The sequence below is a fragment of the Azospirillum sp. B506 genome (genome assembly GCF_000333595.1).
Classification (GTDB): Bacteria; Pseudomonadota; Alphaproteobacteria; order Azospirillales; family Azospirillaceae; genus Azospirillum.
The window spans coordinates 1-23,174 of the sequence record NZ_BADK01000381.1 but is presented as its reverse complement, the minus strand read 5'-3'; the positions used below and the strand labels follow the sequence as shown (position 1 = coordinate 23,174).

General features: G+C 67.3%; 16 protein-coding genes. 5 read left to right on the top strand and 11 right to left on the bottom strand.

Features of this window, described 5'->3' with window-relative positions:
- From I71_RS11770 to I71_RS11745, 6 genes are all read right to left on the bottom strand, one after another.
- On the bottom strand, positions 1–1,179 hold a 1,179-nt coding region (locus I71_RS11770; protein WP_042695049.1), incomplete at its 3' end, for a mannitol dehydrogenase family protein.
- Between the two features lie 158 nt (positions 1,180–1,337).
- Positions 1,338–2,096, bottom strand: a complete 759-nt coding sequence (locus I71_RS11765) for a GntR family transcriptional regulator (protein ID WP_042695048.1) — start codon at positions 2,094–2,096, stop codon at positions 1,338–1,340.
- 281 nt (positions 2,097–2,377) lie between these two features.
- Positions 2,378–3,211 carry an ABC transporter permease gene (locus I71_RS11760; protein ID WP_042695047.1) on the bottom strand — a complete coding sequence of 278 codons (834 nt, stop codon included), beginning with the start codon at positions 3,209–3,211 and terminating at the stop codon, positions 2,378–2,380.
- Positions 3,212–3,223: 12 nt separating this feature from the next.
- Positions 3,224–4,126, bottom strand: a complete 903-nt coding sequence (locus tag I71_RS11755) for an ABC transporter permease (protein WP_042695046.1) — start codon at positions 4,124–4,126, stop codon at positions 3,224–3,226.
- Complete coding sequence (locus I71_RS11750) at positions 4,123–5,190, bottom strand: ABC transporter ATP-binding protein (protein ID WP_042695045.1); 1,068 nt, start codon at positions 5,188–5,190, stop codon at positions 4,123–4,125. The genes I71_RS11755 and I71_RS11750 overlap by 4 nt, the downstream gene beginning before the upstream one ends.
- Positions 5,191–5,289: 99 nt before the next feature.
- Positions 5,290–6,480, bottom strand: coding sequence for an extracellular solute-binding protein (locus tag I71_RS11745; RefSeq protein WP_042695044.1), 1,191 nt, complete (start codon positions 6,478–6,480; stop codon positions 5,290–5,292).
- A 444-nt stretch (positions 6,481–6,924) separates the two neighbouring features.
- Between I71_RS11745 and ppc the strand changes: the two genes are divergently transcribed.
- Both ppc and I71_RS11735 read left to right on the top strand, forming a co-directional pair.
- Positions 6,925–9,696 carry a phosphoenolpyruvate carboxylase gene (gene ppc, locus I71_RS11740; protein ID WP_042695043.1) on the top strand — a complete coding sequence of 924 codons (2,772 nt, stop codon included), beginning with the start codon at positions 6,925–6,927 and terminating at the stop codon, positions 9,694–9,696.
- Positions 9,697–9,978: 282 nt separating this feature from the next.
- A complete protein-coding gene (locus I71_RS11735; RefSeq protein WP_042695042.1) occupies positions 9,979–10,173 on the top strand; it encodes a hypothetical protein in 195 nt (64 codons plus the stop codon).
- 101 nt (positions 10,174–10,274) lie between these two features.
- On the opposite strand, the gene I71_RS11730 is transcribed toward I71_RS11735, so the two are convergent.
- Positions 10,275–12,911: a methyl-accepting chemotaxis protein gene (locus I71_RS11730; RefSeq protein ID WP_042695041.1), complete on the bottom strand. Its 2,637-nt coding sequence runs from the start codon at positions 12,909–12,911 to the stop codon at positions 10,275–10,277.
- Positions 12,912–13,288: 377 nt separating this feature from the next.
- Positions 13,289–14,083 (bottom strand): DUF2076 domain-containing protein, encoded by a 795-nt coding sequence (locus I71_RS11725; RefSeq protein ID WP_042695040.1) that lies wholly within the window; start codon positions 14,081–14,083, stop codon positions 13,289–13,291.
- Between the two features lie 377 nt (positions 14,084–14,460).
- Here I71_RS11725 and I71_RS11720 point away from each other — a divergent pair, with 377 nt between their 5' ends.
- Genes I71_RS11720 through I71_RS11710 form a run of 3 tightly spaced genes read left to right on the top strand, consistent with a single transcriptional unit; the run spans position 14,461 to position 17,412 of the window.
- The gene (locus I71_RS11720; RefSeq protein ID WP_042695039.1) at positions 14,461–15,138 is read left to right on the top strand and encodes a chemotaxis protein CheX; all 678 of its coding nucleotides are present in this window, start codon (positions 14,461–14,463) and stop codon (positions 15,136–15,138) included.
- Positions 15,131–17,014 carry a PAS domain S-box protein gene (locus I71_RS11715; protein ID WP_244433774.1) on the top strand — a complete coding sequence of 628 codons (1,884 nt, stop codon included), beginning with the start codon at positions 15,131–15,133 and terminating at the stop codon, positions 17,012–17,014. Before I71_RS11720 ends, I71_RS11715 begins: the two co-directional genes overlap by 8 nt.
- Complete coding sequence (locus tag I71_RS11710; protein WP_042695037.1) at positions 17,011–17,412, top strand: response regulator; 402 nt, start codon at positions 17,011–17,013, stop codon at positions 17,410–17,412. Before I71_RS11715 ends, I71_RS11710 begins: the two co-directional genes overlap by 4 nt.
- Before the next feature lie 46 nt (positions 17,413–17,458).
- Here I71_RS11710 and I71_RS11705 read toward each other — a convergent pair whose 3' ends face one another.
- From I71_RS11705 to I71_RS11695, 3 genes are all read right to left on the bottom strand, one after another.
- Positions 17,459–19,267: an ABC transporter ATP-binding protein gene (locus I71_RS11705; protein WP_042695036.1), complete on the bottom strand. Its 1,809-nt coding sequence runs from the start codon at positions 19,265–19,267 to the stop codon at positions 17,459–17,461.
- A gap of 260 nt (positions 19,268–19,527) precedes the next feature.
- The gene (locus I71_RS11700) at positions 19,528–21,645 is read right to left on the bottom strand and encodes a YgiQ family radical SAM protein (protein WP_042695035.1); all 2,118 of its coding nucleotides are present in this window, start codon (positions 21,643–21,645) and stop codon (positions 19,528–19,530) included.
- 185 nt (positions 21,646–21,830) lie between these two features.
- Entirely contained in the window at positions 21,831–23,078 is a 1,248-nt protein-coding gene (locus I71_RS11695; RefSeq protein ID WP_042695034.1) for a TCR/Tet family MFS transporter, read from the bottom strand.
- Positions 23,079–23,174 lie beyond the last annotated feature (96 nt).

Genomic DNA, 23,174 nt, shown 5'->3' with positions numbered 1-23,174 from the left:
CAGCTTCTGCGTGCCGTCCATGGCGATCTGCCAGGTGCGGTGGCGCAGGGCCGGATTGCGGAAGCGGGCGATCAGCGCGCCCTTGTACTGGTCAAGGTCAGCGCCGGGCGGCATGTGCAGCGTCGGCCCCGTTTCGCGGTCCATCAGGTTGCGGACCAGCGTCGCGAAGGCCGGATCGGCCATCGTGTCCGACACCGTCTCGTAGCCAGCCAGATAGCCGAGATAGGCGATGGTGGAGTGGCTGCCGTTCAGCAGCCGCAGCTTCATCGTCTCATAGGGATGGACATCGGCGACCAACTCGACCCCCACCGTCTCCCAGGCCGGACGGCCGGCGGGGAAGCGGTCCTCGACCACCCATTGGGTGAAGGGCTCGGTCACCACCGGCCAGGCATCCTGCATGCCGAGCGCCTGCGAGACGCGGGCACGGTCGGCCTCGGTGGTGGCGGGGACGATGCGGTCGACCATGCTGTTGGGGCAGGCGACCGTCTCGGCCACCCAGGCGCCGAACCCGGCATCGCGCAGCTCGGCGAAGCGGCGCAGGATGCGGGCCACCGTGTCGCCGTTGCTCGGCAGGTTGTCGCAGCTCAGCACGGTGAAGGGAGCCAACCCGGCGGCGCGGCGGCGGGCCAGCGCTTCGACCAGGAAGCCGACGGCGGTGCGCGGCTTGCCGGGATTGTCGAGGTCGTGGCGGATGTCGGGATGGGTCTCGTTCAGCGCGCCGGTTGCCGGATCGTGGCAATAGCCCTTCTCCGTCACCGTCAGGGTGACGATGCGCACCGACGGGCGGCACATCCGCTCCAGCACCGCGTCCGGATCCTCATGCGCCACCAGCAGGTCCAGCAGGCAGCCGATTACCCGCAGCCGCTCGCCGTCCGCATCGCGCACCGCGACGGTGTAGAGCCCGTCCTGCGGGTCCAGCGCGTCGCGGGTGTCGGGGCTGCGCAGGCTGACCCCGGCGATCCCCCATGGCCCGAACTGCTTTTCCAGAAGGGCGTCGGTGTAGGCCGCCTGATGGGCGCGCTGAAAGGCGCCGACGCCGAGATGGACAATCCCGATGTCCAGATCCTTCCGGTCGTAGCCGGGCCGGGCCACTGAAGTCGGCAGTGCGGACAGGCCGGAAGCGGCGAGGCGCCGCGGCGGGGCACCGGAAGGAGGGGTGGAGGACGCGGGCGATGGCATGGGAGCACTTCCTTCCAGGCGAGCGGTTCGCTCACATTCTTGTATGGTAGTATGCCAACAAGAACGGATTGGGGCAACCTGAATTGTCTCTCTATCGAACTATATGGTGCCGCGACAGACGGCCTGCGGAAATTGCCAATTCAGAAATGCAGGGCGGCTCAGCGCAGGGCGGCAATCCGCGACCGCCCGCTGCTGCGCGTGGCCGTCTTCGGTGCCGGCGGGGTGCCGGCCTCCTCCAGGGTGAACAGGTCGGGGAACTTGCCTTCCAACTCGGGCAGCGAGGTCAGAATCTCGCGCAGGTGCAGGCCCATCGCCGCTTCCGCCTTGACGGGATCGCGGGCAACGATCGCCTCCAGCACCGCCTGATGCTGGGAAATCAGCCGGCGGATCGGTGTGGCGTAGGGAACGCTGAGATAGCGGACGCGGTCCATCTGCGCCTTCGTCTCCTCGACGATGCGCCAGGCATAATCGCACTCTGCGCCGATGGCGATGGTGCGGTGGAAGGCCTCGTCCAGCTCCAGGAAGCGCACCGGCACCGGTTCGTCGGCGATGTCCCACTGGGCCTTCAGATTGTCGCGCAGCTCGGCGATGCCGGCGGGCGTGATGGTCTCGCAGGCCTTGCGCACGACGGCGGTCTCCACCGCCTCCCGCACGAAGCGGGCGTCGAGCACCTGCTTGACCGAGATCTTGACGACGAAGCTGCCGCGCTGCGGCCGGATGGTGAGGAGTCCTGCCTCGCTCAGCTTGATGAAGGCCTCGCGCACCGGCTGGCGGCTGACGCCCAATTGGTCGGCGATCTCCTGCTCCGACAGGGCTTGGCCAGGGCGGAACTGCATCGTCACAATGGCTTGGCGCAGCACCCGGTACACGCGCCGTGCGATCGGTTCGCCGGATTCAACGTCGATCTTGTTCAGCATCGGCACGTCATGGTTTAAGGCGCCTCGAAACCGGCCCGAAGGGCCGGAGCGACTGTCTGATCTATCAGGATACTACCATACCAAGTAAGCGGCAAGAGTATTCCCCGCCATCGCCGACTTGGGCGGAGGCGGAGTCTTCACCGGAAGCTCTTCACATCCAAGCAGCCCCTCTCTGAGTTCTACTGGCAAACTGTCAGCACCAGCGGGTGGAGTTCATGGGAACCGTCCGCAAGACCTTGATAACCGGATCATGATCTTGCGGAGAGCCGGGCCATCCCCCTTTACGCCGCCGGACGCTTGCCGCGGCCGACGATCTGGGTCGGGTTGACGAAGCGCAGGGCAACGATCAGCCAGACCAGGGTTGTCGCCATGTAGATCACCGCCATGGCGTCGATCGACTGCACCGCCCGCACACCGGAGGCGAACACCGCATAGTAGAGCGCCACCACCAGGGTCTGGCTGCCGGGTCCGGAGACCAGGAAGGTCAACTCGAACATGCCGATGGTCCGCACCAGCACCAGCAGCAGCGCCGCCAATACGCCGGGCATCAGCATCGGTACCAGCACATGGACGAACATCTGGAAGATGTTGGCGCCGAAGACACGGGCGGCCGCTTCGGTGCGGGGATCGATCTGCTCGATGAAGGGGATCATCACCAGCACGACGAAGGGCACCGTCGGCACCAGATTGGCCAGGATCACGCCGGTCAGCGTGCCGCCCAGCCCCGCCTTGTACAGCACCGTCGCCAGCGGAATGCCGTAGGTGATCGGCGGAACCAGCAGCGGCAGCAGCAACAGCAGCATCACCGCCCGCTTGGCCGGAAACTCGCGCCGCGCCAGCGCATAGGCGGCGGGAACCCCCAGCAGGCCGGACAGCAGGACCACCGCCCCGACCGCCTGGAAGGTAACCCACAGCACGTCGCCCAGCTGGAACTCGTCCCAGGCGGCGAAGTACCAGCGGGTGGTGAAGCCCGCCGGCAGCCAGGTGCCGAGCCAGCGGGTACCGAAGGAGGAGGTCAGCACCGAAGCGATCAACCCCATCAGATTGACCAGGAACAGCCCGATCACCGCCCAGACGGCGAAGATCCACAGGCGGGACAGGAAGGATTTCTGCATCGCCGTTTCTCCTCAGCCTTTGGCGCCCGCGGCGGGGCCGCGGTAGAACAGCGAGCGGCAGCCGAGAACCGCCACCACCACCAGCAATTGGACCGCCCCCATGATCATCGCGATGGCCGAGGCCATGGAGTAGTCATACTCCTCGAACGCGGCCTGATAGGCGGCGATGGAGATGACCCGCGTGGCGTTGGCCGGATCGCCGACCAGCACCGCCGACGGCAGCACCGAGTAGGCCTGGACGAAGGACAGGCAGAAGGTGATGGCAAGGCCGGGCACCAGCAGCGGCAGGAAGACCTCGCGGAACCGCGCGGCCGGCCCGGCGCCCAGCGTCGCCGCCGCATTCTCCAGCGACGGGTCGATGCCGGTGACGTAGGACAGCGTCAGCAGGAAGGTGAAGGGGAAGCCGGTCAGCACCAGCGAGATGAAGACGCCCCAATAGCCGTTCAGCACCGAAATCGGTGTGGACAGCAGCCCGACGGCCATCATCGCCCGGTTGAACCAGCCCTGCGGCCCGAAATAGAACAGCATGCCTTCGGCAACCAGCACGGTTCCCAGCGTGATCGGCAGCACCAGCAGGGTGGTCAGCAGCCGCTGGCGCCGCATCAGCCGCACCCGGAAGGCGATGGGAATCGCGATCAGCAGGTTCAGCAGCGTCACCGGGAAGGCCAGACGCAACGTCTTGAAGATGGTGCCGTAGAGGAAGGGATCGCTGAAGAACCGGGCATAGTTGCCGAACAGCGACCCGTCCTTGGGCTCGAAGGACAGCATCAGCCCATACAGGAACGGGTAGATGAACAGCCCCAGGATCAGCGCCACGCAGGGCAGCACCAGCAGGGTCGCCCCATCGATGCCGCGGGCCGCCAGCTTCTGGCGCAGGGTCGGCCCCGCGGCGCGGCTTTCCAGGACGGCGCTCATCGCGCGTCCCCGAACACCAGCACACGTCCGGCATCGGCGCCGAGCCGCACGGCGGCACCCCGCTGCAACGGATGGGGGGAGGCGAAATGCAGCTCGGTCCCCGACGCGGTAACGCCGACGCCGTGGAAGCCGCGCCCGCGATACTCCACCGCCTCCACCCGCACCGGGATGCCGCTGTCGGTACCGGTCGGCTCAAGGTCGTCGGGGCGGATCGCCGCGACGGCCGCCTTGCTTGCGGACGCAGCCCGCATCCGGCCGCGAATCACCGTGCCTTCGATGTTCAGCAGGGCATCCTCGCCCTCCATCCCGACCAGTTCGCCATTGACCCGGTTGCGGAAGCCCATGAAGTCGGCGACATCGAGATGGGCGGGCAGGGCGTAGAGTTCCGCCGGGGTGCCGACCTGCCGGATGGCGCCGTCGCGCAGCACGACGATGCGGTCGGCCAGCGACAGCGCCTCCTCCTGGTCGTGGGTGACGTAGATGGTGGTGGAACCGAGCGACTGGTGGATGCGGCGGATTTCCTGGCGCATCTCCAGCCGCAGCTTGGCGTCCAGATTGGACAGCGGCTCGTCCATCAGCACCAGCGGCGGCTCGACCACGATGGCGCGGGCGATGGCGACGCGCTGCTGCTGGCCGCCGGAAAGCTGGCCCGGCAGCTTTTCCGCCTGGGATTCGAGGCGAACCGCCGCCAGGGCGGCATCGACGCGCTTTTCCAGTTCCGGCTTCGGCACGCCGCGCATGCGCAGGCCGAAGCCGATGTTCTTGCGCACGGTCATGTGCGGAAACAGGGCGTAATTCTGGAAGACCATGCCGAAGCCGCGCTCTTCCGGCCGCAGCACGTCGACCCGGCGGTCGTCCAGCATGATGCGCCCGGCGCTGACCGGCAGCAGGCCGGCGATGCAGTTCAGTGCCGTTGTCTTGCCGCAGCCCGAGGGACCGAGCAGGGCGATGAACTCGCCCCGCTCGATGGTCAGGTCCAGCCCTTTCAGCGCCGTGAAGGCGTCGAATTCCCGCCTCACTCCCTGAAGGTGCAGTTGCTTGAAGGTGGCGGGTCCGACGGTCATTCCGGGGTCCTGTGGCTGGGTGAGGCGATGTCGTCGAAAGCCCTCCGTCCGTTGCCGGACAAAGGGCTTCTTCTCTTCACGTCGTCGGCTTTAACGCGGTTACTTGCCCTTGCGCGCGCCGATCTCCTCGTCCCAGCGGCGGAAGGCCTGCACCAGCTTGTCGGCGGCGAGAGGCAGCTCGATGGGGTTGTCGGCGATCAGCTTGTCGTAGGACGGGCGGCCATATTCGGCGATGGCCTCCTGGCTTTCCTTCGGCGCCATGGCGAGCGTCACGCCCTTCACCGCCGGGCCGGGATAGAAATAGCCTTCGTCATAGGTGTAGGCCTGCTGCGCCGGCGTCAGCAGATGGTTCATCAGGTCTAGGAGGACGGCCAGCTTTTCCGCCGACACGCCCTTGGGGATGCACATGTAATGGGCGTCGGCGACCCAGCGGAAATTCTCCACGGCGAACACCTCTGCCGACTTCGGCACCACGCCGAGCACGCGCGGGTTGATGTCCCAGCCGGTGGTCGACACGATGATGTCGAGAGACCCTTCGCCGAGAGCCTTCATGGTCGGCGTGGTGCCGGCCGGATAGGCCTCGATGGTCTCTCCCAGCTCGCGCAGGTAGGCCCAGGTCTTCTCCCAGCCATTGACGGGATCCTTGGGGGCCTTGTCGCCCAGGATATAGGGCAGCCCCATCAGGAAGGTGCGGCCCGGGCCCGAGTTGGCCGGGCGGGCATAGGCGAAGCGCTTCGGGTTGGCCTTCGCCCAGGCCAGCAGTTCCGCTGCGGTCTTCGGCACCTGCTTCACCCGCTCCGGCGCATATTCGAACAGCGGCCCGGAGGGATAGTAGGTGACGACCACGCCCTGGCCCTCGGCAAGGCCCTGCATGCGGGCGGCCGGCTCCTGATAGATGTCGGCCAGCTTCGGCAGGTCGCCGGCACGGTCCGGCAGCAGATTGACCCACAGCTTCTGGTCGATGCCGGCGGACAGCACGTCGGTGCCGGTCAGCACGAGATCGATGTCGACCCGGTTGGCGTCCTGCTGGGCCTTCAGCTTGCCGGGCAATTCCGGCGCCGGCGCCTTGGAGAAGACGATGCGCGAGGCCCAGTCGGGCTTGGCCTTGCGGTAATTCTCGATCGCCTTCTGGGTCAGCGCCAGGTTGCCGGCGACATCCACCACGTTCAGCGTGACCGGGCTCGCCGGCTTCTGCAGGGCCGCGAACACCGGCCGGCCCGCGGCCAGCAGGCCGGCTGTACCGGCGGACGCCGCAAGGAAGCCGCGTCTCGAAATCCCGAGGTCGATCATCTGGAGGTTCCTCCCCTTCAAGGCATTTTTTGGGTGTGGCCGGCAGGCTGGAAGCGGCCGGTGCACCGGAGGTGCCGGCCGAACTGCAATCGATGTCGCTGAGCTTGCGGATGATTCGTGTATCCGAATGCTAGTATGGTAGCCGGATGCCCGCAAGTCGAAACTCGTATGGTAGTGGCCGGCGCATGCAATTTTGCGCAGGAGGCGGAGGAGCGGACGGGCTTATGCGCAGGGTCCTATGGGACGTCGCATTTCTCAGCGCTGCGACTTATGGAAATCATTTCGCACCAGCACACGGATGGTTGAAACTTCTGGCAGAATGGGCATGCTGTCGCGGATGGTCTGACCACTTCGCGTGCAGGATTGCCTCCTGCCCGAATTCTGATCATCCCCGTTCGCGCATCGACCCGTATCCGTCCATCCTCGACCAGGAAACCGTCGCCCATGTCCGCCATCCTGCTGCAGGAAAGTTCCGAGACGAAGGACCAGCCGCTCCGCGAAGACATCCGCCTGCTGGGGCGCATCCTGGGCGACACCGTCCGGAGCCAGGAGGGGGAGGCGGTGTTCGACATCGTCGAACGGATTCGCCAGACCTCCATCCGCTTCCACCGGGAAGAGGACCAGGGCGCCCGCAAGGAGCTGGAGGCGATCCTGAACAGCCTGTCGCCGCCGCAGACGGCGCGGGTGGTGCGGGCCTACAGCTTCTTCTCGCACCTCGCCAACATCGCCGAGGACCAGCACCACATCCGCCGCACCCGTGCCCATGCGCTCGCCGGGTCGGCTCCGCGCGAAGGCACCATGGACCATGCGCTGGACGAGGCGGCGAAGGCCGGCGTCACCACCCAGCAGCTGAAGGAGTTCTTCGACGGCGCGCTGGTCAGCCCGGTGCTGACCGCCCACCCGACCGAGGTGCAGCGCAAGAGCATCCTGACCGTTCAGATGGCGATCGCCAAGCTGCTGGCCGAGCGCGACCACGGCCCGATGACGCCGGAGGAGGAGGACACCAACCTCGAATCCCTCCAGCGCGCCGTGCTGACGCTGTGGCAGACCGCGATCCTGCGCGCCACCAAGCTGGCGGTGACGGACGAGGTGGCCAACGGCCTGACCTTCTACGACTACACCTTCCTGCGCGAGATGCCGCGCTTCTACGCCCAGCTGGAAGACCATCTGCGCAAGACCGATCCGTCCTGGACGACGACGGAGCTGCCGTCCTTCCTGCGCATGGGCAGCTGGATCGGCGGCGACCGCGACGGCAACCCCTTCGTCACCGCTCCCGTCCTGCGTCAGGCGATGCGGATGCAGAGCACCCGCGCGCTGCAATTCTATCTGGACGAACTGCACTCGCTGGGGTCGGAGCTGTCGCTCAGCACCCGCGTCATCGACGTGTCGGAGCCGCTGCGTCAGCTGGCCGAGCGCTCGCCCGACCCGTCGCCGCACCGCAAGATGGAGCCGTACCGCCGCGCCATTTCCGGCATCTATGCACGGGTCGCCTCGACCTTGCGGACGCTGGACGGGCTGGAGGCGCCGCGTCATGCGGTCGGCGAGGCGCCGCCCTATCTGGCCCCGGCGGAATTCCGCGCCGACCTCGACATCATCGACCGCTCGCTGACCGTCAACGGCTCGGCGGCGCTCGCCAAGGGCAGGCTGCGCCACCTGCGCCGCGCGGTCGATCTGTTCGGCTTCCATCTGGCCAGCATCGACCTGCGCCAGAACTCCGACGTGCATGAGCGGTCGGTGGCGGAGCTGCTGTCCTTCGCCGACGCCGGCGTCGATTACACGGCGCTGTCGGAGGATGAGCGGATCGAGCTGCTGGTCCGCGAGCTGGACACCAACCGCCCGCTGGCCTCGCGCTATGCCGAATATTCGGAGGAGACCAGTTCCGAACTCGACATCCTGCGCACCGCCGCGGAATCGCGCGCCCGCTTCGGTGCCGATGCACTGGTGAACTGCGTCATCTCCAAGACCGACGGCGTGTCGGACATCCTGGAGGTCGCCGTCCTGCTGAAGGAAGCCGGGCTGCTGCGGCCCAAGGACATGGCGCTGGACCTGAACATCGCCCCGCTGTTCGAGACCATCGGCGACCTGCGCAACTGTGCCGCCACCATGGACCGGCTGCTGTCGATCCCGACCTACCGGCGCTTCCTGGAAAGCCGCGGCAACCTGCAGGAGGTGATGCTCGGCTATTCGGACAGCAACAAGGACGGCGGGTTCCTGACCTCCGGCTGGGAGCTGTACAAGGCCGAGATCGCGCTGGTCGAGGTGTTCGCCAAGCATGGCGTGCGGCTGCGGCTGTTCCATGGCCGCGGCGGCTCGGTCGGCCGCGGCGGCGGACCCAGCTATCAGGCGATCCTGGCCCAGCCGGCCGGCGCCGTGCAGGGCGCCATCCGCATCACCGAACAGGGTGAGGTCATCGCCGGCAAATATTCCAACCCGGAAGTCGGCCGCCGCAATCTGGAAACGCTGGCGGCGGCGACGCTGGAAGCCACGCTGCTGCACCCGGAATCGGCCGCCCCCTGCACCGACCTGTTCCTCCAGACGATGGAAGAGCTGTCGGAGCATGCCTTCAAGGCCTATCGCGGGCTGGTCTACGAGACCGAGGGCTTCGAGACCTATTTCTGGGAATCGACGGTGATCGGCGAGATCGCCAATCTCAACATCGGCAGCCGCCCGGCCTCACGCAAGAAGTCGACCAGCATCGAGGATCTGCGCGCGATTCCCTGGGTCTTCAGCTGGGCGCAGTGCCGCCTGATGCTGCCGGGCTGGTTCGGCTTCGGGTCGGCGGTGAAGGCCTATCTGGCCCAGCATCCCGACGGCATGGGGCGGCTGCGCGCCATGCACCGCGACTGGGGCTTCTTCAGCACGCTGCTGTCCAACATGGACATGGTGCTGTCCAAGTCGAACATCGCCATCGCGTCGCGCTATGCCGGCCTGGTGTCCGACCCGGCCCTGCGCGACGCCATCTTCACCCGAATCCGGGCGGAGTGGCAGGACAGCATCGACGCCTTGCTGGCGATCACCGAACAGTCGGCCCTGCTGGAGAAGAACCCGCTGCTGGCGCGGTCGATCCGCAACCGCTTCCCCTATCTGGACCCGCTGAACCACGTCCAGGTCGAGCTGCTGAAGCGCCACCGCACCAGCGACAGCGGCGAACAGATCGCCCGCGGCATCCATCTGACCATCAACGGAATCGCCGCCGGTCTGCGCAACAGCGGCTGACGGCTTTCCCGCAACGCAGCGGCGGGCGACGTTCCGCCGCAGGACTGCCGACAAAAACGCCCTTCCTCCACCGCGAGGAAGGGCGTTTTATGTTTGTGGGCAAATGGGTTGGTCCATCTTGCCCTTGTCTTGTGCGTTGCACGACGAACACTTAGCTATTGCAAAAGAAAGCTCGGGCGTTGGCATAGAGGCCAAAAGAAGTCACGACAGATCTGCCAAAAATCGCAGTTGAACGTCGATGAGTATTTTGATACCTCATGCCTCCCCGAGAGGAGAATTGGTATGACCACTCAGTCCCAACAACAGCAGATGGCCCATCCGCAGCAGGAGCGGGCGATCGCCGACACCCAGGGCAGCCGGCCCAGCAGCCAGGGCGGCGCCACCGACAGCCATGAGGAATTCTGCGGCGGCGCCTGCGGTGCCGGTGCCGGTGCCGCGGTGATCTGGCGTCCGATCACGGTCGGAACCCGCCGTTGAGCAGCGACGGTCGCCGCATGAGAAAAGCCCCTCTCCGCTGACGCGGGAGGGGCTTTTTCTTTCGGATTCCATTTTTAGGTCTTCACAGCCTTAGCTGCCGGTCACCCCGCCCGCATGCGGTTGACCAGACTGTCGACCTGGGAGCCCAGCGACCGGACCTCGTCCGCGACGGTGGAGGAGGCGGTCAGCACGCGGGTGGCGGATTCACCCGACTCCGCGGCGGCGCGGGCCACGGAGTCGATGTTGCGCCGGACATGCTGGGTGCCGTCGGCGGCTTCGCCAACATTGCGGGCGATCTCGCGGGTGGCGGCGCTCTGCTGCTCCACCGCGGCGGCGACGGTGGCGGCGATGTCGTTGATCTCGCGGATGGTGCCGGCGATGGAGCGGATGGCGTCCACCGCATCCTGGGTCACCGCCTGCATCGCCTGGATCTGGCTGGAGATTTCCTCCGTCGCCTTGCCGGTCTGGTTGGCGAGGCTCTTCACCTCGCTCGCCACCACGGCGAAGCCCTTGCCGGCCTCCCCGGCGCGGGCGGCCTCGATGGTGGCATTCAACGCCAGCAAATTGGTCTGGCTGGCGATGTCGTTGATCAGCTGCACCACCTCGCCGATCTTGTTGGCGGACTGGGACAGCCCCTCCACCGTGCGGTCGGTGCGTTCGGCCTCGGTTGCCGCCTTGCGGGCGATCTGGCTGGAGGCGTGGACCTGGCTGCCGATCTCCTGAATCGACGCCGACAGCTCCTCCGTTGCGGCGGCGACCGCCTTGACGCTGCCTTCGGCCTGCTGGGACGTGCTGGCGGCGGTCGCGGCCTCGCCGGTGGTGGCCTCGGCGTTGCGGCTCATGCGTTGGGCCATGTCCTGCATCTCGCTGGCGGCGCGGGCGACGCGCTCCAGCACGCCGCGGACGCTGGTCTCGAAATTCTCCGCCATCTCGACCATGGCGCGGCGGCGTTCGCCGGCCGCCCGGCTCCGCTCCGCCTCGGCCCGCGCATTGGCGGCACTGGCCTCGTTGGCGGTGTCGCGGAAGACCATCAGGGCGCGCGTCATGTCGCCGATCTCGTCCCCGCCGGCGGCGGGGATCGGGGCGTTCAGGTTGCCGGCGGCAATCGCCCGCATGGCGTCGGACAACTGGCCGATGCGGGCGACGATGTTCCGGCCGACCACGAACCACGCCAGGGCGGCGGCGCCGATCAGGCTGGCGACCGCGAACAGAATCAGCATCTTGCGGCCGGCCGACAGCGCATCGGTGGCGCCGGCGGCGGCGGCATCCGCCTCCTGCTTCATCGCGGCGATCTGGCTGTCGATCATGCCGGCGAATTGCCGTGCGATCTGGCGGTTTTCCGCCAGCACCTTGTCGTTCTCCGCAGTGGAGTCGAGTTCGGAACGGCGCAGCTTGAACAGGCTGTTGTCGCCCTTGCCGAAGCTGGCCAGACGCTCGGCGCTCTCCACCAGCTTCGGAAGGCCGATGTCACCGGCGGCCCTGAGCGCCTTCAGCCGCTCCTCCATCGCCTTGACGGCGGCGGTGAAGCGGGTTTCCAGCATCGCCAGCCGGTCGGCGCTGGGCGCCTGGGTCGCCTCATTCAATGCGCCGACGGTGGCTGAGGCGTAGGTCGACAGCTCCAGATAGCTGCGGAAGCGGGCCAGCCCGTCGCCCAGCAGGTCCTGCATCGAGTCGCGGGTCTGCGACCGGACATTCACGCTTGCCAGCTTGATCTCGGCCTTCAGCCGCATCAACGGCGATTCCATCTGGTCGAGCAGAGCCGCCTGCCGGCGGGCGGCGTCGGCCAGAACCTCCGTGGTCTTCTGGCGGATGGCATCACGCTCGGCACTGCCGGCCGGCAGCTCCAACGCCTTGCGGCGCAGGTCGAAGATACCGGTCGCGCCGTCGCCCAGCTGGAAGAAGGCGTCTAGTCCGTCGGAGGTCTCCTTGCTCAGCCGGCTCCCCACCTGCGCGGTGGCGCTGACCATGCGGGCCGCCGCTTCCAGATAATTCTGCTGGAACTGGGTGACCGCGAAGGCGGTCTCGGCGGTGCCGGCGCGCGTCAGCGATTCCGATGCCAGCCCGAGGTCGCCGCGCACCTCGTACATGGTGATCAGCGAGCGGACGGCGTCGCCCAGCGCGTTCATGTCGCGCTCGGTGTTGCTGTCCAGCGTCTCTCCCTTGCCGCGCAGGGTCGCGCCGGCCTTCTCGGTCAAGGGGGCGAGGTTGGCGAGGAAGGCGTCGTAGGACTTCGCCAGTTCGGCGGCCATCGTCTCGCGGGTTCCCCGGACCGACAGGCGCTGACCTGCCGCGGCGTTGCCGTGTTCCAGCGTCGCGATCAGCCCCTTGGTCTTGCCGCGCAATTCCTCGATCCGCGGATCGCCCGACCGGTGCCCAGCCAGCTCTTCCACCAGGGCGCCCAGCGCCTTGCCGCTGCCCATGATCTCGGCGTAGATCCGCTCTCGCTCGCTCTGGCTTTCGGCAGCGGCCAGCACCGGAGCGGCGGCGGCAATGCCGCTGCTCTCGCCGGACAGGCGCTTCGCCAGTTCCATCTCCGGCAGACCGGTGCCGACGATCTGCGTCAGCGGCCTTTCCACCGCCGAAAATGACGTCAGACCGACAATGCTGGCGGCGACCGTCATGCCGGCCATACCGGCAAAGGCGAGCAGAAGCTTACCGCGAACCCCCAACCGCCCGCGGCTTGCGGTGCCGGTCAGGTGGTCGGGCATCGAGGTGTCGTCGCGCGCGTCCATCGTCATATGCGTCCTGCTCCCCGGAAAATGCGTCCAAGTTGGGCTTTCCGCCCGTTTTGTTCGTTCCTGCCGGCCGCGAACCGCTCCCCCCACTCCCAGGGATTGTTTCGATCCACACTGCTTGGCAGGCCAACCATACTGCAGTGTGGTTGACAGAACCTTACGGAGGAACTCACATTTTCCGCCGTCTGCCGACATACTCCTTTCGGCTTAGCGGTACGTCCGGAACAGGGCAGCGCCACTTTGCCGGGGCCGGCCGCGGATCCGCAAAAAAAAGAGGCGGCAACCAGTCAGAACCGGCTACCGCCACCGTCACCCCTCCGTGATGTCCAAGGTCATCGCCAGCCACGACGGCAACCCGGCATGACCGGTGGCCCCACCGCTCAAATCCAGGAATCGTCCCCGCCACCGCTGCCGCCGTCGTCGAAGGACGAGTCGTCATAGGACGGATCGTCGGCCGGCGGATCGGGGGTGTAGGCGGCATCCTGCGCCGTGTCACCCTGCGCGCCCTGGTCGTCGCCGTAATAAGTGTTGTTGATGATCGTCTCGTTGATCGTCTCGCCGGCCATGGGTTGCGCCATCGCCGTGCCGAAGGGGCCGGGCGAGTGATTGAGCAGGGAGGAGATGGCGCTCGCCGCCAGCATGCCGCCGGCCACCCCAGCAGCGGTCTGCGCCGCTCCCGCGAAGAAGCCGCCGCCGCGCGGGGCCATCATGCCCGCTTGCGGGTAGGATGGCGGATTGTAGGGCTGCTGCGGGTAGGCGGCACCCGGTGCGGCGGCTGGCGCAGCACCCCAGGGGCTGCGGCCGGCAACAGGTTGTCCCTGCGGCTGTCCCTGTGGATAGGACGGGGCAGGGGCAGGTTCGGCACCGCGTCCCCACGGGCTGCGTCCGATGCCCAGCGCGTTGGACAGGAAGCTTCCTCCGGATTGTGCCGGCGGGGCCGGGCGGTCGCGCAACTGCCGTTCCAACTCCTCGATCCGGGTCTGGGCGGCGGTCAGCGCCTGCTGCTGCACCAGCACCGTCTGCGCCATGTAATAGGACGACAGCGGCTGGTCCTGGACAGACCGGCGGATGAAGTCCTCCGCCTCGGCATCGCGCGGTTGGGACTGCTGCTGGGATTCGACCTCGCGCAGGCGGCGGAACAGGTCGGACAGAAGCGTGCGTTCCTCGGGGGTCATCGACGTCTCCTAAACATGGCGCCCATCGCAATGGGGCGCCACCCTTTGATGTGGAGACGCCATCCCCCGCCCGACAAGTCCCCATCGGCTTCCTGCCTTCAAGCGCCCTCCGCGTCCGATAATGCGGCGCCGGTCATTTGGTTTCGCGTCTTAAGCAATAGTGTGCAACATTGGCTGCAACTTGCCGAAGGTTCCGAAATCCACTCTTTGGATCGTGGAGTGTTGGCCTGACCATTGTGGGAAGCAAGGCGGCTATATCGGCTATGGCGTCGCCGCGCTTAACATATGACATTGACGGGGGTGCCTTTTTCCACATCGATAGGCCACATTTGTTGTGCGACCGCCAGGCGGCGCCGGTTGCGAAGCCGAGACCAAGAATGAACAGGCGCCGAGAGATGGTGGAACTGACCGACCTGGAGCGCGATGCGCTGACCGAGTTGGTGAACATGGGGGTCGGCCGTGCCGCCACCCATCTCAGCCGCATGGTCAATGACCAGGTCCTGCTGTCCGTGCCGACCGTGGACATCGTCAGCCGGCAGGAGGCGTCGGACTTCCTGTCGGCGCGCGAACGCACCGGGCTGGTGGCGGTGGAGCAGCAGTTCCAGGGATCGTTCGACGGCCGCGCCATGCTGATCTTTCCGGAAGCCAACAGCCTGGAGCTGGCCCGGGCGGTCCTGGGCGGCGACCTGACGCTGGCGGAGATCGTCGATCTGGAGCAGGACGCCCTGGCGGAAATCGGCAACATCATCCTGAACGGTTGCCTCGTGGTGGTCGCCAACGCGCTGAAGGACCGGCTGACCATCTCGCTGCCGGCGGTGCTGCGCGGCGACGGCGCCAACATCCTGAAAGACAAGGTCGGCGGCGGCGATGAGCTTGTGCTGTTCCTCTACATCGATTTCACCATCCGCAGCCGCAGCATCCGCGGCTACATCGCCCTGCTGATGGGGGTTTCGTCTTTGCAGTCGCTGAAGCAGCTGATCCACGCCTTCATTGAAGGCATCGCCTCCGAAGACCCCTCATCCGCCGGAACGTCCTATGGCTCCCAGAATGCCTGAACAACCCACTTGGGCCCTGGATGTCCTTGGCGCGCTGGACGCCGGTGTCCTGCTTCTCGACCGCCATTGCCGGGTTCTCTACTGGAACGGCTGGATGGAGCAGGCCTCCACCCTGACCGCCAGGGAGATCCTCGGGCATGACCTGTTCGACGCCCTGCCCAACCTCCGCGAATCGCGCCTGCACATCGCCGTGCGCGATACGCTGGCCACCGGCGCGCCCGGCGTCCTGTCGCACACGCTGAACCCGATGCTGTTCCCGCTGCGCCTGCCCGACGGGCGGCGGATGGTCCACAATGTGGTGATCCGCCCGCTGCCGTCGCACGCCTCCTCGCCCCATGGGCAATCCGCCGGCAGCGAGGCGCGCTGCCTGATCCAGGTGACCGACGTCACCGCCTCGGTGAACCGCGAGCGGGTGCTGCGCGAACAGCGCGACGCGCGCTATCGCGCCATCGTCGACACCGCCCCCGACGCCATCATCACCACCGACACCCGCGGCATGGTGCAGTGGATGAACGGCACCGCCACCCGCCAGTTCGACTATCGTCCGGACGAGCTGATCGGCCGAAGCGTCACCGTGCTGCTGGGGGGCGACGCGCCCGACTGGATCGCCATGGCGGAGCGCAGCGGACCGGGGGCGGCCGGCATGGATGCCGCGACACAGCCGGTGGAACTGTCGGGCCGGCGCCGCGACGGCAGCCACATCGACCTGGAACTGTCGATGGCGCGCTGGGAGTCGGAGGGCCGCAGCTTCATCACCGGCATCCTGCGCGACATCACCGAACGCCGCCGCACCCGGGAGGAGCTGCGGACCAGCGCGCTCGCCATGCGCCAGCTGGCCGAACAGACCAAGGCGACGCTGGACGCTCTGCCCGCCTTCATCGCCGTCCTCGATCGCTCCGGCCACATCGTCTCGGTCAACCGCGCCTGGGCGGAAGCCGGGCCGGAAACCACCTTCCTCGGCCAGGGCTGCATCGTCGGCGACGATTACCTCGACCATTGCGGCCGGGGCGAAACCGCGGATCCGCGCGCCGACAGCGTGATGGAGAGCCTGCATACGCTGCTGAGCGACGGCGGACCGCCAGTGTCGGCGGAATATGTCACCAACAACCAGCACTGGTTCCGCTGCCTCGCCGCGCCGATGCCGGCCGGGCCGTTCGGCGGCACCGTGCTGATGCACATCGATGTGACCGAGATCAAGTCGATGGAGGCGGCCCTGCGCAAGCTGGTCGGCCAGAAATCGACCCTGCTGCGCGAGGTCAACCACCGCGTCAAGAACAGCCTGCAGCTGGTGTCCAGCCTGCTGACCCTGCAGACACTCAGCCTGCCCGACGAGGCGGTGCGGGTGCATTTCCAGGATGCCCGCAGCCGCATCGAGGCGATTGCCCGCGTCCACAACCGGCTCTACCAGGCCGACCAGTTCCAGACCATCGAATTCGGCACCTACCTGAACGAGCTGTGCGAGGATCTGGCCCGTGCGTCGGGCGGCGACAGCATGTGCGACATCGCCGTGCGGTCCGATGTGGTCGACCTGCCGATCGACCATGCTGCCCCGCTCGGCCTGATCGCCAACGAGCTGATCACCAACGCGGTCAAGCATCGCGGCAACGGACCGGCGCGGGTGACCGTCACCTTCCGGCGCGAAGGCGAGGGGCTGGCTCTGACGGTGTCCGACCGCGGTCCGGGCCTGCCGGCCAACTTCGACATCCGCAAGAGCCGCAGCCTGGGCATGCGCCTGATTTCCAGTCTCGCCGGCCAGATCCGGGCCAGTGTCGACATCGACACCGCCCCGCAGGGAACCACCTTCCGGATCGAACTGCCGGTTCCCAACGATGTGCCGCTGCTGGAAGCCTCCTCAACCGAGGAGATCGGGGGATGAAGATCCTGCTGGTGGAAGACGAAGTGCTGATCGCGCTTGAACAGCAGCTCTATCTGGAGAGTGTCGGCCACAGCGTCTTCGGCCCGGCGATCACCGCGGCCGAAGCGTTCGACCTGGCTGTCGAAAACAAGCCGGATCTGGCTCTGGTCGACATTCACCTGGGCATGGGCTCCAACGGCATCGACGCCGCGCGGAGCCTGAAGACGCTGGGTGTGCCCTGCCTGTTCATCACCTCTTTCCGCGACGAACTGAAGAAGGACGGCCCGCTGACCGGCATCGGCTGCCTGCCGAAACCCTTCACCGAAAGCGGGCTGCTCGCCGCCGTCGACGTCGCCCGTGCGGTGTTGGCAGGGGAGACGCCGCGCAACGTCCCGCAGACCATGGAATTGTTTGTATAAGGGGAGGGCGGAAACGCCCGGTGCCCGTAGAAGCGCCGGACAAACTTCAGCCCCCGATCCGGCGGATCGGCTCCGGCGCCGATTGCTGTTCGAACAGGCGGCGATAGAGCCCGCCGGTACGGTGGAGCAGGGCGGCATGGCTTCCCTCCTCCACCACCCGGCCCTGGTTGAAGACCAGGATGCGGTCCAGCGTGCGCACGGTGGACAGGCGGTGGGCGATGATGATGGCGGTGCGGCCCTGCATCAGCCGTTCGATCGCCTCCTGGATCAGCGCTTCCGATTCCGAATCCAGGCTGGAGGTCGCCTCGTCCAGGATCAGGATCGGCGCGTCGGCCAGGAAGGCGCGGGCCAGCGCTACCCGCTGCCGCTCGCCGCCCGACAGCTTGACGCCGCGCTCTCCAACCAGCGTCCCGTAGCCCTTCGGCAGGCGGGCGATGAAATCGTGGGCATTGGCGAGCTTCGCCGCCCGCTCGATCTCCACCATCGACGCGCCGGGGCGGCCATAGGCGATGTTCTCCGCCAAGGTGCGGTGGAACAGGATCGGCTCTTGCGGGACGATGGCGATCTGGGAGCGCAGGGAGTGCTGCGTCGCCCCGGCCACCTCCTGCCCGTCGATCAACACCCGCCCGCCGGTCACGTCGTACAGGCGCTGGATCAGCTTGACGAAGGTGGTCTTGCCCGACCCCGATGCCCCGACCAGCCCGACCCGTTCCCCCGCCTTGATGGTCAGCGACAGGTCGCGGTAGAGCGGCGTGGTGTGGCCGCCATATTGGAAGGTGACGTGGTCGAAGCGCACCTCGCCCGCCCCGATACGGATCGGTGCGGCGTCCGGCCGGTCCTCCACCCCCAGCGGTTCGGCATGGATCGCCACCAGCTCCTCCATCTCGTTGACGGAGCGCTGGAGGTGATTGATGTGCATGCCGATGTCGCGCAGATAGCCATGGACGACGAAATAGGTGGTCAGCACATAGGCGACGTCGCCCGGCGTCGCCTGCCCGCGCCACCACAGCCACAGCGCGGTCGCCACCACGGCGCTGCGGATCATCAGCAGCACCACCAGTTGCACGGTGCTGTGACGGGTGTGGCGGGTCCAGGTTCGGTGGGTGCGGCGGCTCCATTTGCCGACGACGGCGGCCAGCCGGTCGTCCTCGCGCGGCTCGGCGCCGAAGGCCTTGACCACGGCATTGCAGCCGATGGCATCGGCCAGCGTGCCACCCAGCCTGGTGTCCCAGGCATTCGACAGGCGGGCGGCCGGCGCGATGTAGAGGGTGGAGAACAGCACCGTCATCGTGATGTAGATTGCGGTGCCGAGCGCGATCACCAGCCCCATCGCCGGCCAATGCAGCCCCAGCGTCACCATCGTGCCGATCAGCACGACCAGCGACGGCCACAGTGCCAGCAGCAGCGTGTCGTCCAGCGTGTCGAGCGCCCACATGCCACGGGTGATCTTGCGCACCACCGACCCGGCGAAGCTGTTGGCGTGCCAGTCGGTGGAGAAGCGCTGGATGCGGTGGAAGCTGTCCTGGCCGACATCGGCCATGATGCGCAGGGTGAAGGGGATGACGCCGCTCCAGGCGATGTGGCGCATCGCCACCATGCCGACCCCCAGCGCCACCATGGCGCCGAAGGCGGTCAGCGCCGCATGCAGCGCCGCGTCGCGGTCGCCTGGCAGCAGGGTCAACGCATCGACCAGCCGGCCGGCGAACAGCGGCATGAAGACGTCGGCCAGAGTCGCGAGCGCGATGGCCCCGGCGATGCCGACGGCCAGCGGGGTCTGGCGACGCCAGTGCCGGAAGGTGAAGGCCAGAACGCTGCGGATGGCGTTCGGGCGCGGGGTGCGTTTCGACTGTGCCATGGGAATCCAACCGGGGCAGGAGCCGGCCATGCTGGCGGCGGCGCCGTTGGGAAAAATGCGGACAGGTGGCGGTGCGGGGCTTCAGACAGCCGGCGCGGAGATGTTGTGCGGCGTTAAATGCGATCTCTTCACGAGCGGCAAGGACGCGAAAACGGCGCGTCATCCCCGCGAAGGCGGGGATCCAGTGTTCCCAAAGCGACTGCTCTGGAGAGGCTGGATTCCCGCCTTCGCGGGGATGACGGCCAAAAGAGCCTTTGCCGTCACCGGCCCTTCAAATTGGTCTGGCGCGGCTTCATGCCGGACGGCTTGCCTCCAGCCCCAGCCGGCTTTGACCCCGCCGGCTTGCCCACCGGCGGCACCATGCGGCGGCCCTGACCGGCCTGCTGGGTCAGGAAGGTCTTGCCCTTCGGCCCCGTCTCCCGCGGCTTGGCGGTGGCGCCGACCGGCTGCCAGGCTGGAATCAGTTGCTCCTCGCCCGGACCGATCAGGTCTTCGCGGCCCATGCGCTTCAGCGCCTCGCGCAGGATCGGCCAGTTCTCCGGATCGTGGTAGCGCAGGAAGGCCTTGTGCAGGCGGCGCTGCTTCAGCCCCTTCGCCGACGACACCATCTCCGACCCGACACGGCGCACCGGACGCAGCGGGTTGCGCTCGCTGTGGTACATGGCGGTCGCCAGCGACATCGGCGAGGGCAGGAAGGTCTGCACCTGATCCGCCTTGAAGCCGTTCCGCTTCAGCCACAGCGCGAGGTTCATCATGTCCTCGTCGGTGGTGCCAGGATGGGCGGCGATGAAGTAGGGGATCAGATAGAGCTTTTTCCCCGCCTCTTTCGCCGCCTTGTCGAACATGCGCTTGAACTCGTCATAGGCGCCCATGCCCGGCTTCATCATCTTGGCCAGCGGACCCGGCTCGGTGTGTTCCGGTGCGATCTTCAGGTAACCGCCGACATGGTGGGTCACCAGTTCCTTGACGTAGTCCGGATTGCGCACGGCGAGGTCGTAGCGCAGCCCCGACGCGATGTGGATCTTCTTCACCCCCGGCACCGCGCGGGCCTTGCGGTAGAGCTGGACCAGCGACGAATGGTCGGTGTTCAGGTTCTTGCAGATGTCGGGGAAGACGCAGGACGGGCGCCGGCAGACCGATTCCGTCTCCTTGTCCTTGCAGGCGAGCCGGTACATGTTGGCGGTCGGCCCGCCCATGTCGGAGATGACGCCGGTGAAGCCCTTGGTCTTGTCGCGGATATGCTCGATCTCGCGCAGGATCGACCCTTCCGACCGGCTCTGGATGATGCGCCCCTCATGCTCGGTGATCGAGCAGAAGGAACAGCCGCCGAAACAGCCGCGCATGATGTTGACCGAGAAGCGGATCATCTCCCAGGCCGGAATGCGCGCATCGCCGTAGGACGGGTGGGGCGCGCGGGCATAGGGCAGGTCGTAGACGCCGTCCATCTCGTTGGTTTCCAGCGGGATCGGCGGCGGGTTCAGCCAGACCTCGCGGTCGCCATGGCGCTGGACCAGCGCGCGGGCGTTGCCGGGGTTGCTCTCCTGATGCAGGACGCGGCTGGCATGGGCGTAGAGCACCTTGTCGGCCGTCACCTGCTCGAAGCTGGGCAGCCGCACCACCATGCGGTCGGCGCCGGCGGCGCGCGGCGACACCGGGGCGAACGGATCGTCGATGGAACTGCTGTCGACCACCGTCCAACCCTCCGGCACCGCGGAGCGCATGATGGCGGTGCCGCGGATGTCGGTCATCGCCTTGGGCGATTCCCCTTTCAGCGCGCGCTGGGCGATCTCGATGATGGCGCGCTCGGCATTGCCGTAGACCAGCATGTCCGCCTTGGAATCGACCAGGACGGAACGGCGGATCTTCTCGCTCCAATGATCGTACTGGGCGATGCGGCGCAAGCTCGCCTCGATGCCGCCCAGGACGATGGGAATGTCCTTGAAGGCTTCGCGGCAGCGCTGGGAATAGACGATGACGGCACGGTCCGGCCGCTTGCCGCCCTCGTCGTTCGGCGTGTAGCTGTCATTGTGGCGCAGGCGACGGTCGGCCGTGTAGTGGTTGACCATCGAATCCATGTTGCCGCCGGTCACACCCCAGAACAGCCGCGGCTTGCCGAGGATCTTGAACGGCTCCGCACTGCTCCAGTCCGGCTGGGCGATGATGCCGACGCGCAGCCCCTGCGATTCCAGCAGCCGCCCGATGATCGCCATGCCGAAGCTGGGATGGTCGATATAGGCATCGCCGGTGACGACGATGACGTCGCACTGGTCCCAGCCCAGCCGGTCCATTTCCGCACGCGACATCGGCAGGAAGGGTGCTGCCTTGGGGCGCACGCTCCGGTCGGGACGGTGAGTGAACAGGTTGGGGGCCGCGAGCATCGCGTTCTCCGGGTCTCTATCGACAATGCGGATGGATAAGCCGACACTCTTACCCTGTCGGCCGGCAAATTCCCACCGCTGATAACGCAGCGGAGCAATGGGACATTGTGCGGGGCATCGGGCACAGTGGCGCGACAGCTATGTGGGACGCCCCACAGCCGGCGCAAGGGGGCAGGGCGACAGCGTCAGGCCGCCATGCTGCCGGCCTCTTCCGTCCGGCCGTTGCGGCGCGCCACCGCCCAGCCGATCAGCGCGCCCATCAGCATCACCAGCGCCGCGATCAGGAAGGCGGCGCCAGGATGCGGGAACAGCGGATCGCTGCCCACCGATGCAGAATAGACCGTACCGAAGAAGACGGGCGCCAGGATGCCGGCGACGCTCGCGACGCTCATGTTGGCGCCCTGCAGCTGGCCCTGTTCGGACAGGCCGACCCGCTGGGTCATCAGCGACTGGATGGTCGGCATCGCCAGCCCCCACAGGGCGTTGGGCACGACGGCGAAGGCGAACCAGCCGCCATCCGGCGCCAGCCCCATGCAGGCCAGCCCGACGGCTCCGCCGAACAGGCCGACGACCATCGTGCCGCGGTCGCCGAGCCACGTCACCACGCGCGGCACCACAAGCGCCTGCATGACCATGTCGAGCGCGCCGACCATCGCCAGCAGAAGCCCGACATCTCGGGTGCTCCAGCCATAGCGGTGCGCGGCATAGAGCACGAAGACGGCGGGGAAGATCTGGTGCGAGACATGCAGCATGAAATTGACCAGCGCCAGACCCGACAGTTCCGGGTGTGAGCGCAGCAGCCGCAGCGCCCCGAACGGATTGGCCCGGTGCCAGGAGAAGGCCATGCGGCGATCATGCGGCAGCGATTCCGGCAGCACCACCAGACCGTAGAGGAACGCCATCCCGCTGAGCAGGCCCGCCCCCCAGAAGGGTGCCCGCGGCGAGATCTCGCCCAGCAACCCGCCCAGCAGCGGACCGGCGATGAAGCCGGCACTGAAGGCGGCGCCGATCAGGCCATAGGCACGTGCCCGCTGCTCCGGCGGCGTCACGTCGGCCATATAGGCGAAGACGGTGGTGAAGCTGGAGGAGGTGATGCCGGCGACCGCCCGACCGACCACCAGCCACCACAGATTCGGCGCCACCGCCATCAGCACATAGTCCGCCGCCAACCCAAGCGCCGACAGCAGGATCACCGGCCGCCGTCCGAAACGGTCGGATAGCGACCCGATCACCGGGGAGCAGAAGAACTGCATCAAGGCCCACAGCGCCACCAGCGCCCCGTTGATGGTGCCCGCCTGCGCATCGGCCCCGGCGAACTGCTCGATCAGCGACGGCAGCACCGGAATGACGATGCCCATCGCGACGATGTCGAGCGCGGCGGTGACGAGGATGAAGGCTGTGGCGGCCTTGCGCGGACGAAGGACGGGAGACATGGAGGGACCTTGGGAGACCGGAACAAGGGAGGAGCAGGGCGGCCGGAAATGCGGGCCGACACCGGGGCACCGAAGCCGCAGATATAAGCTCCCGCA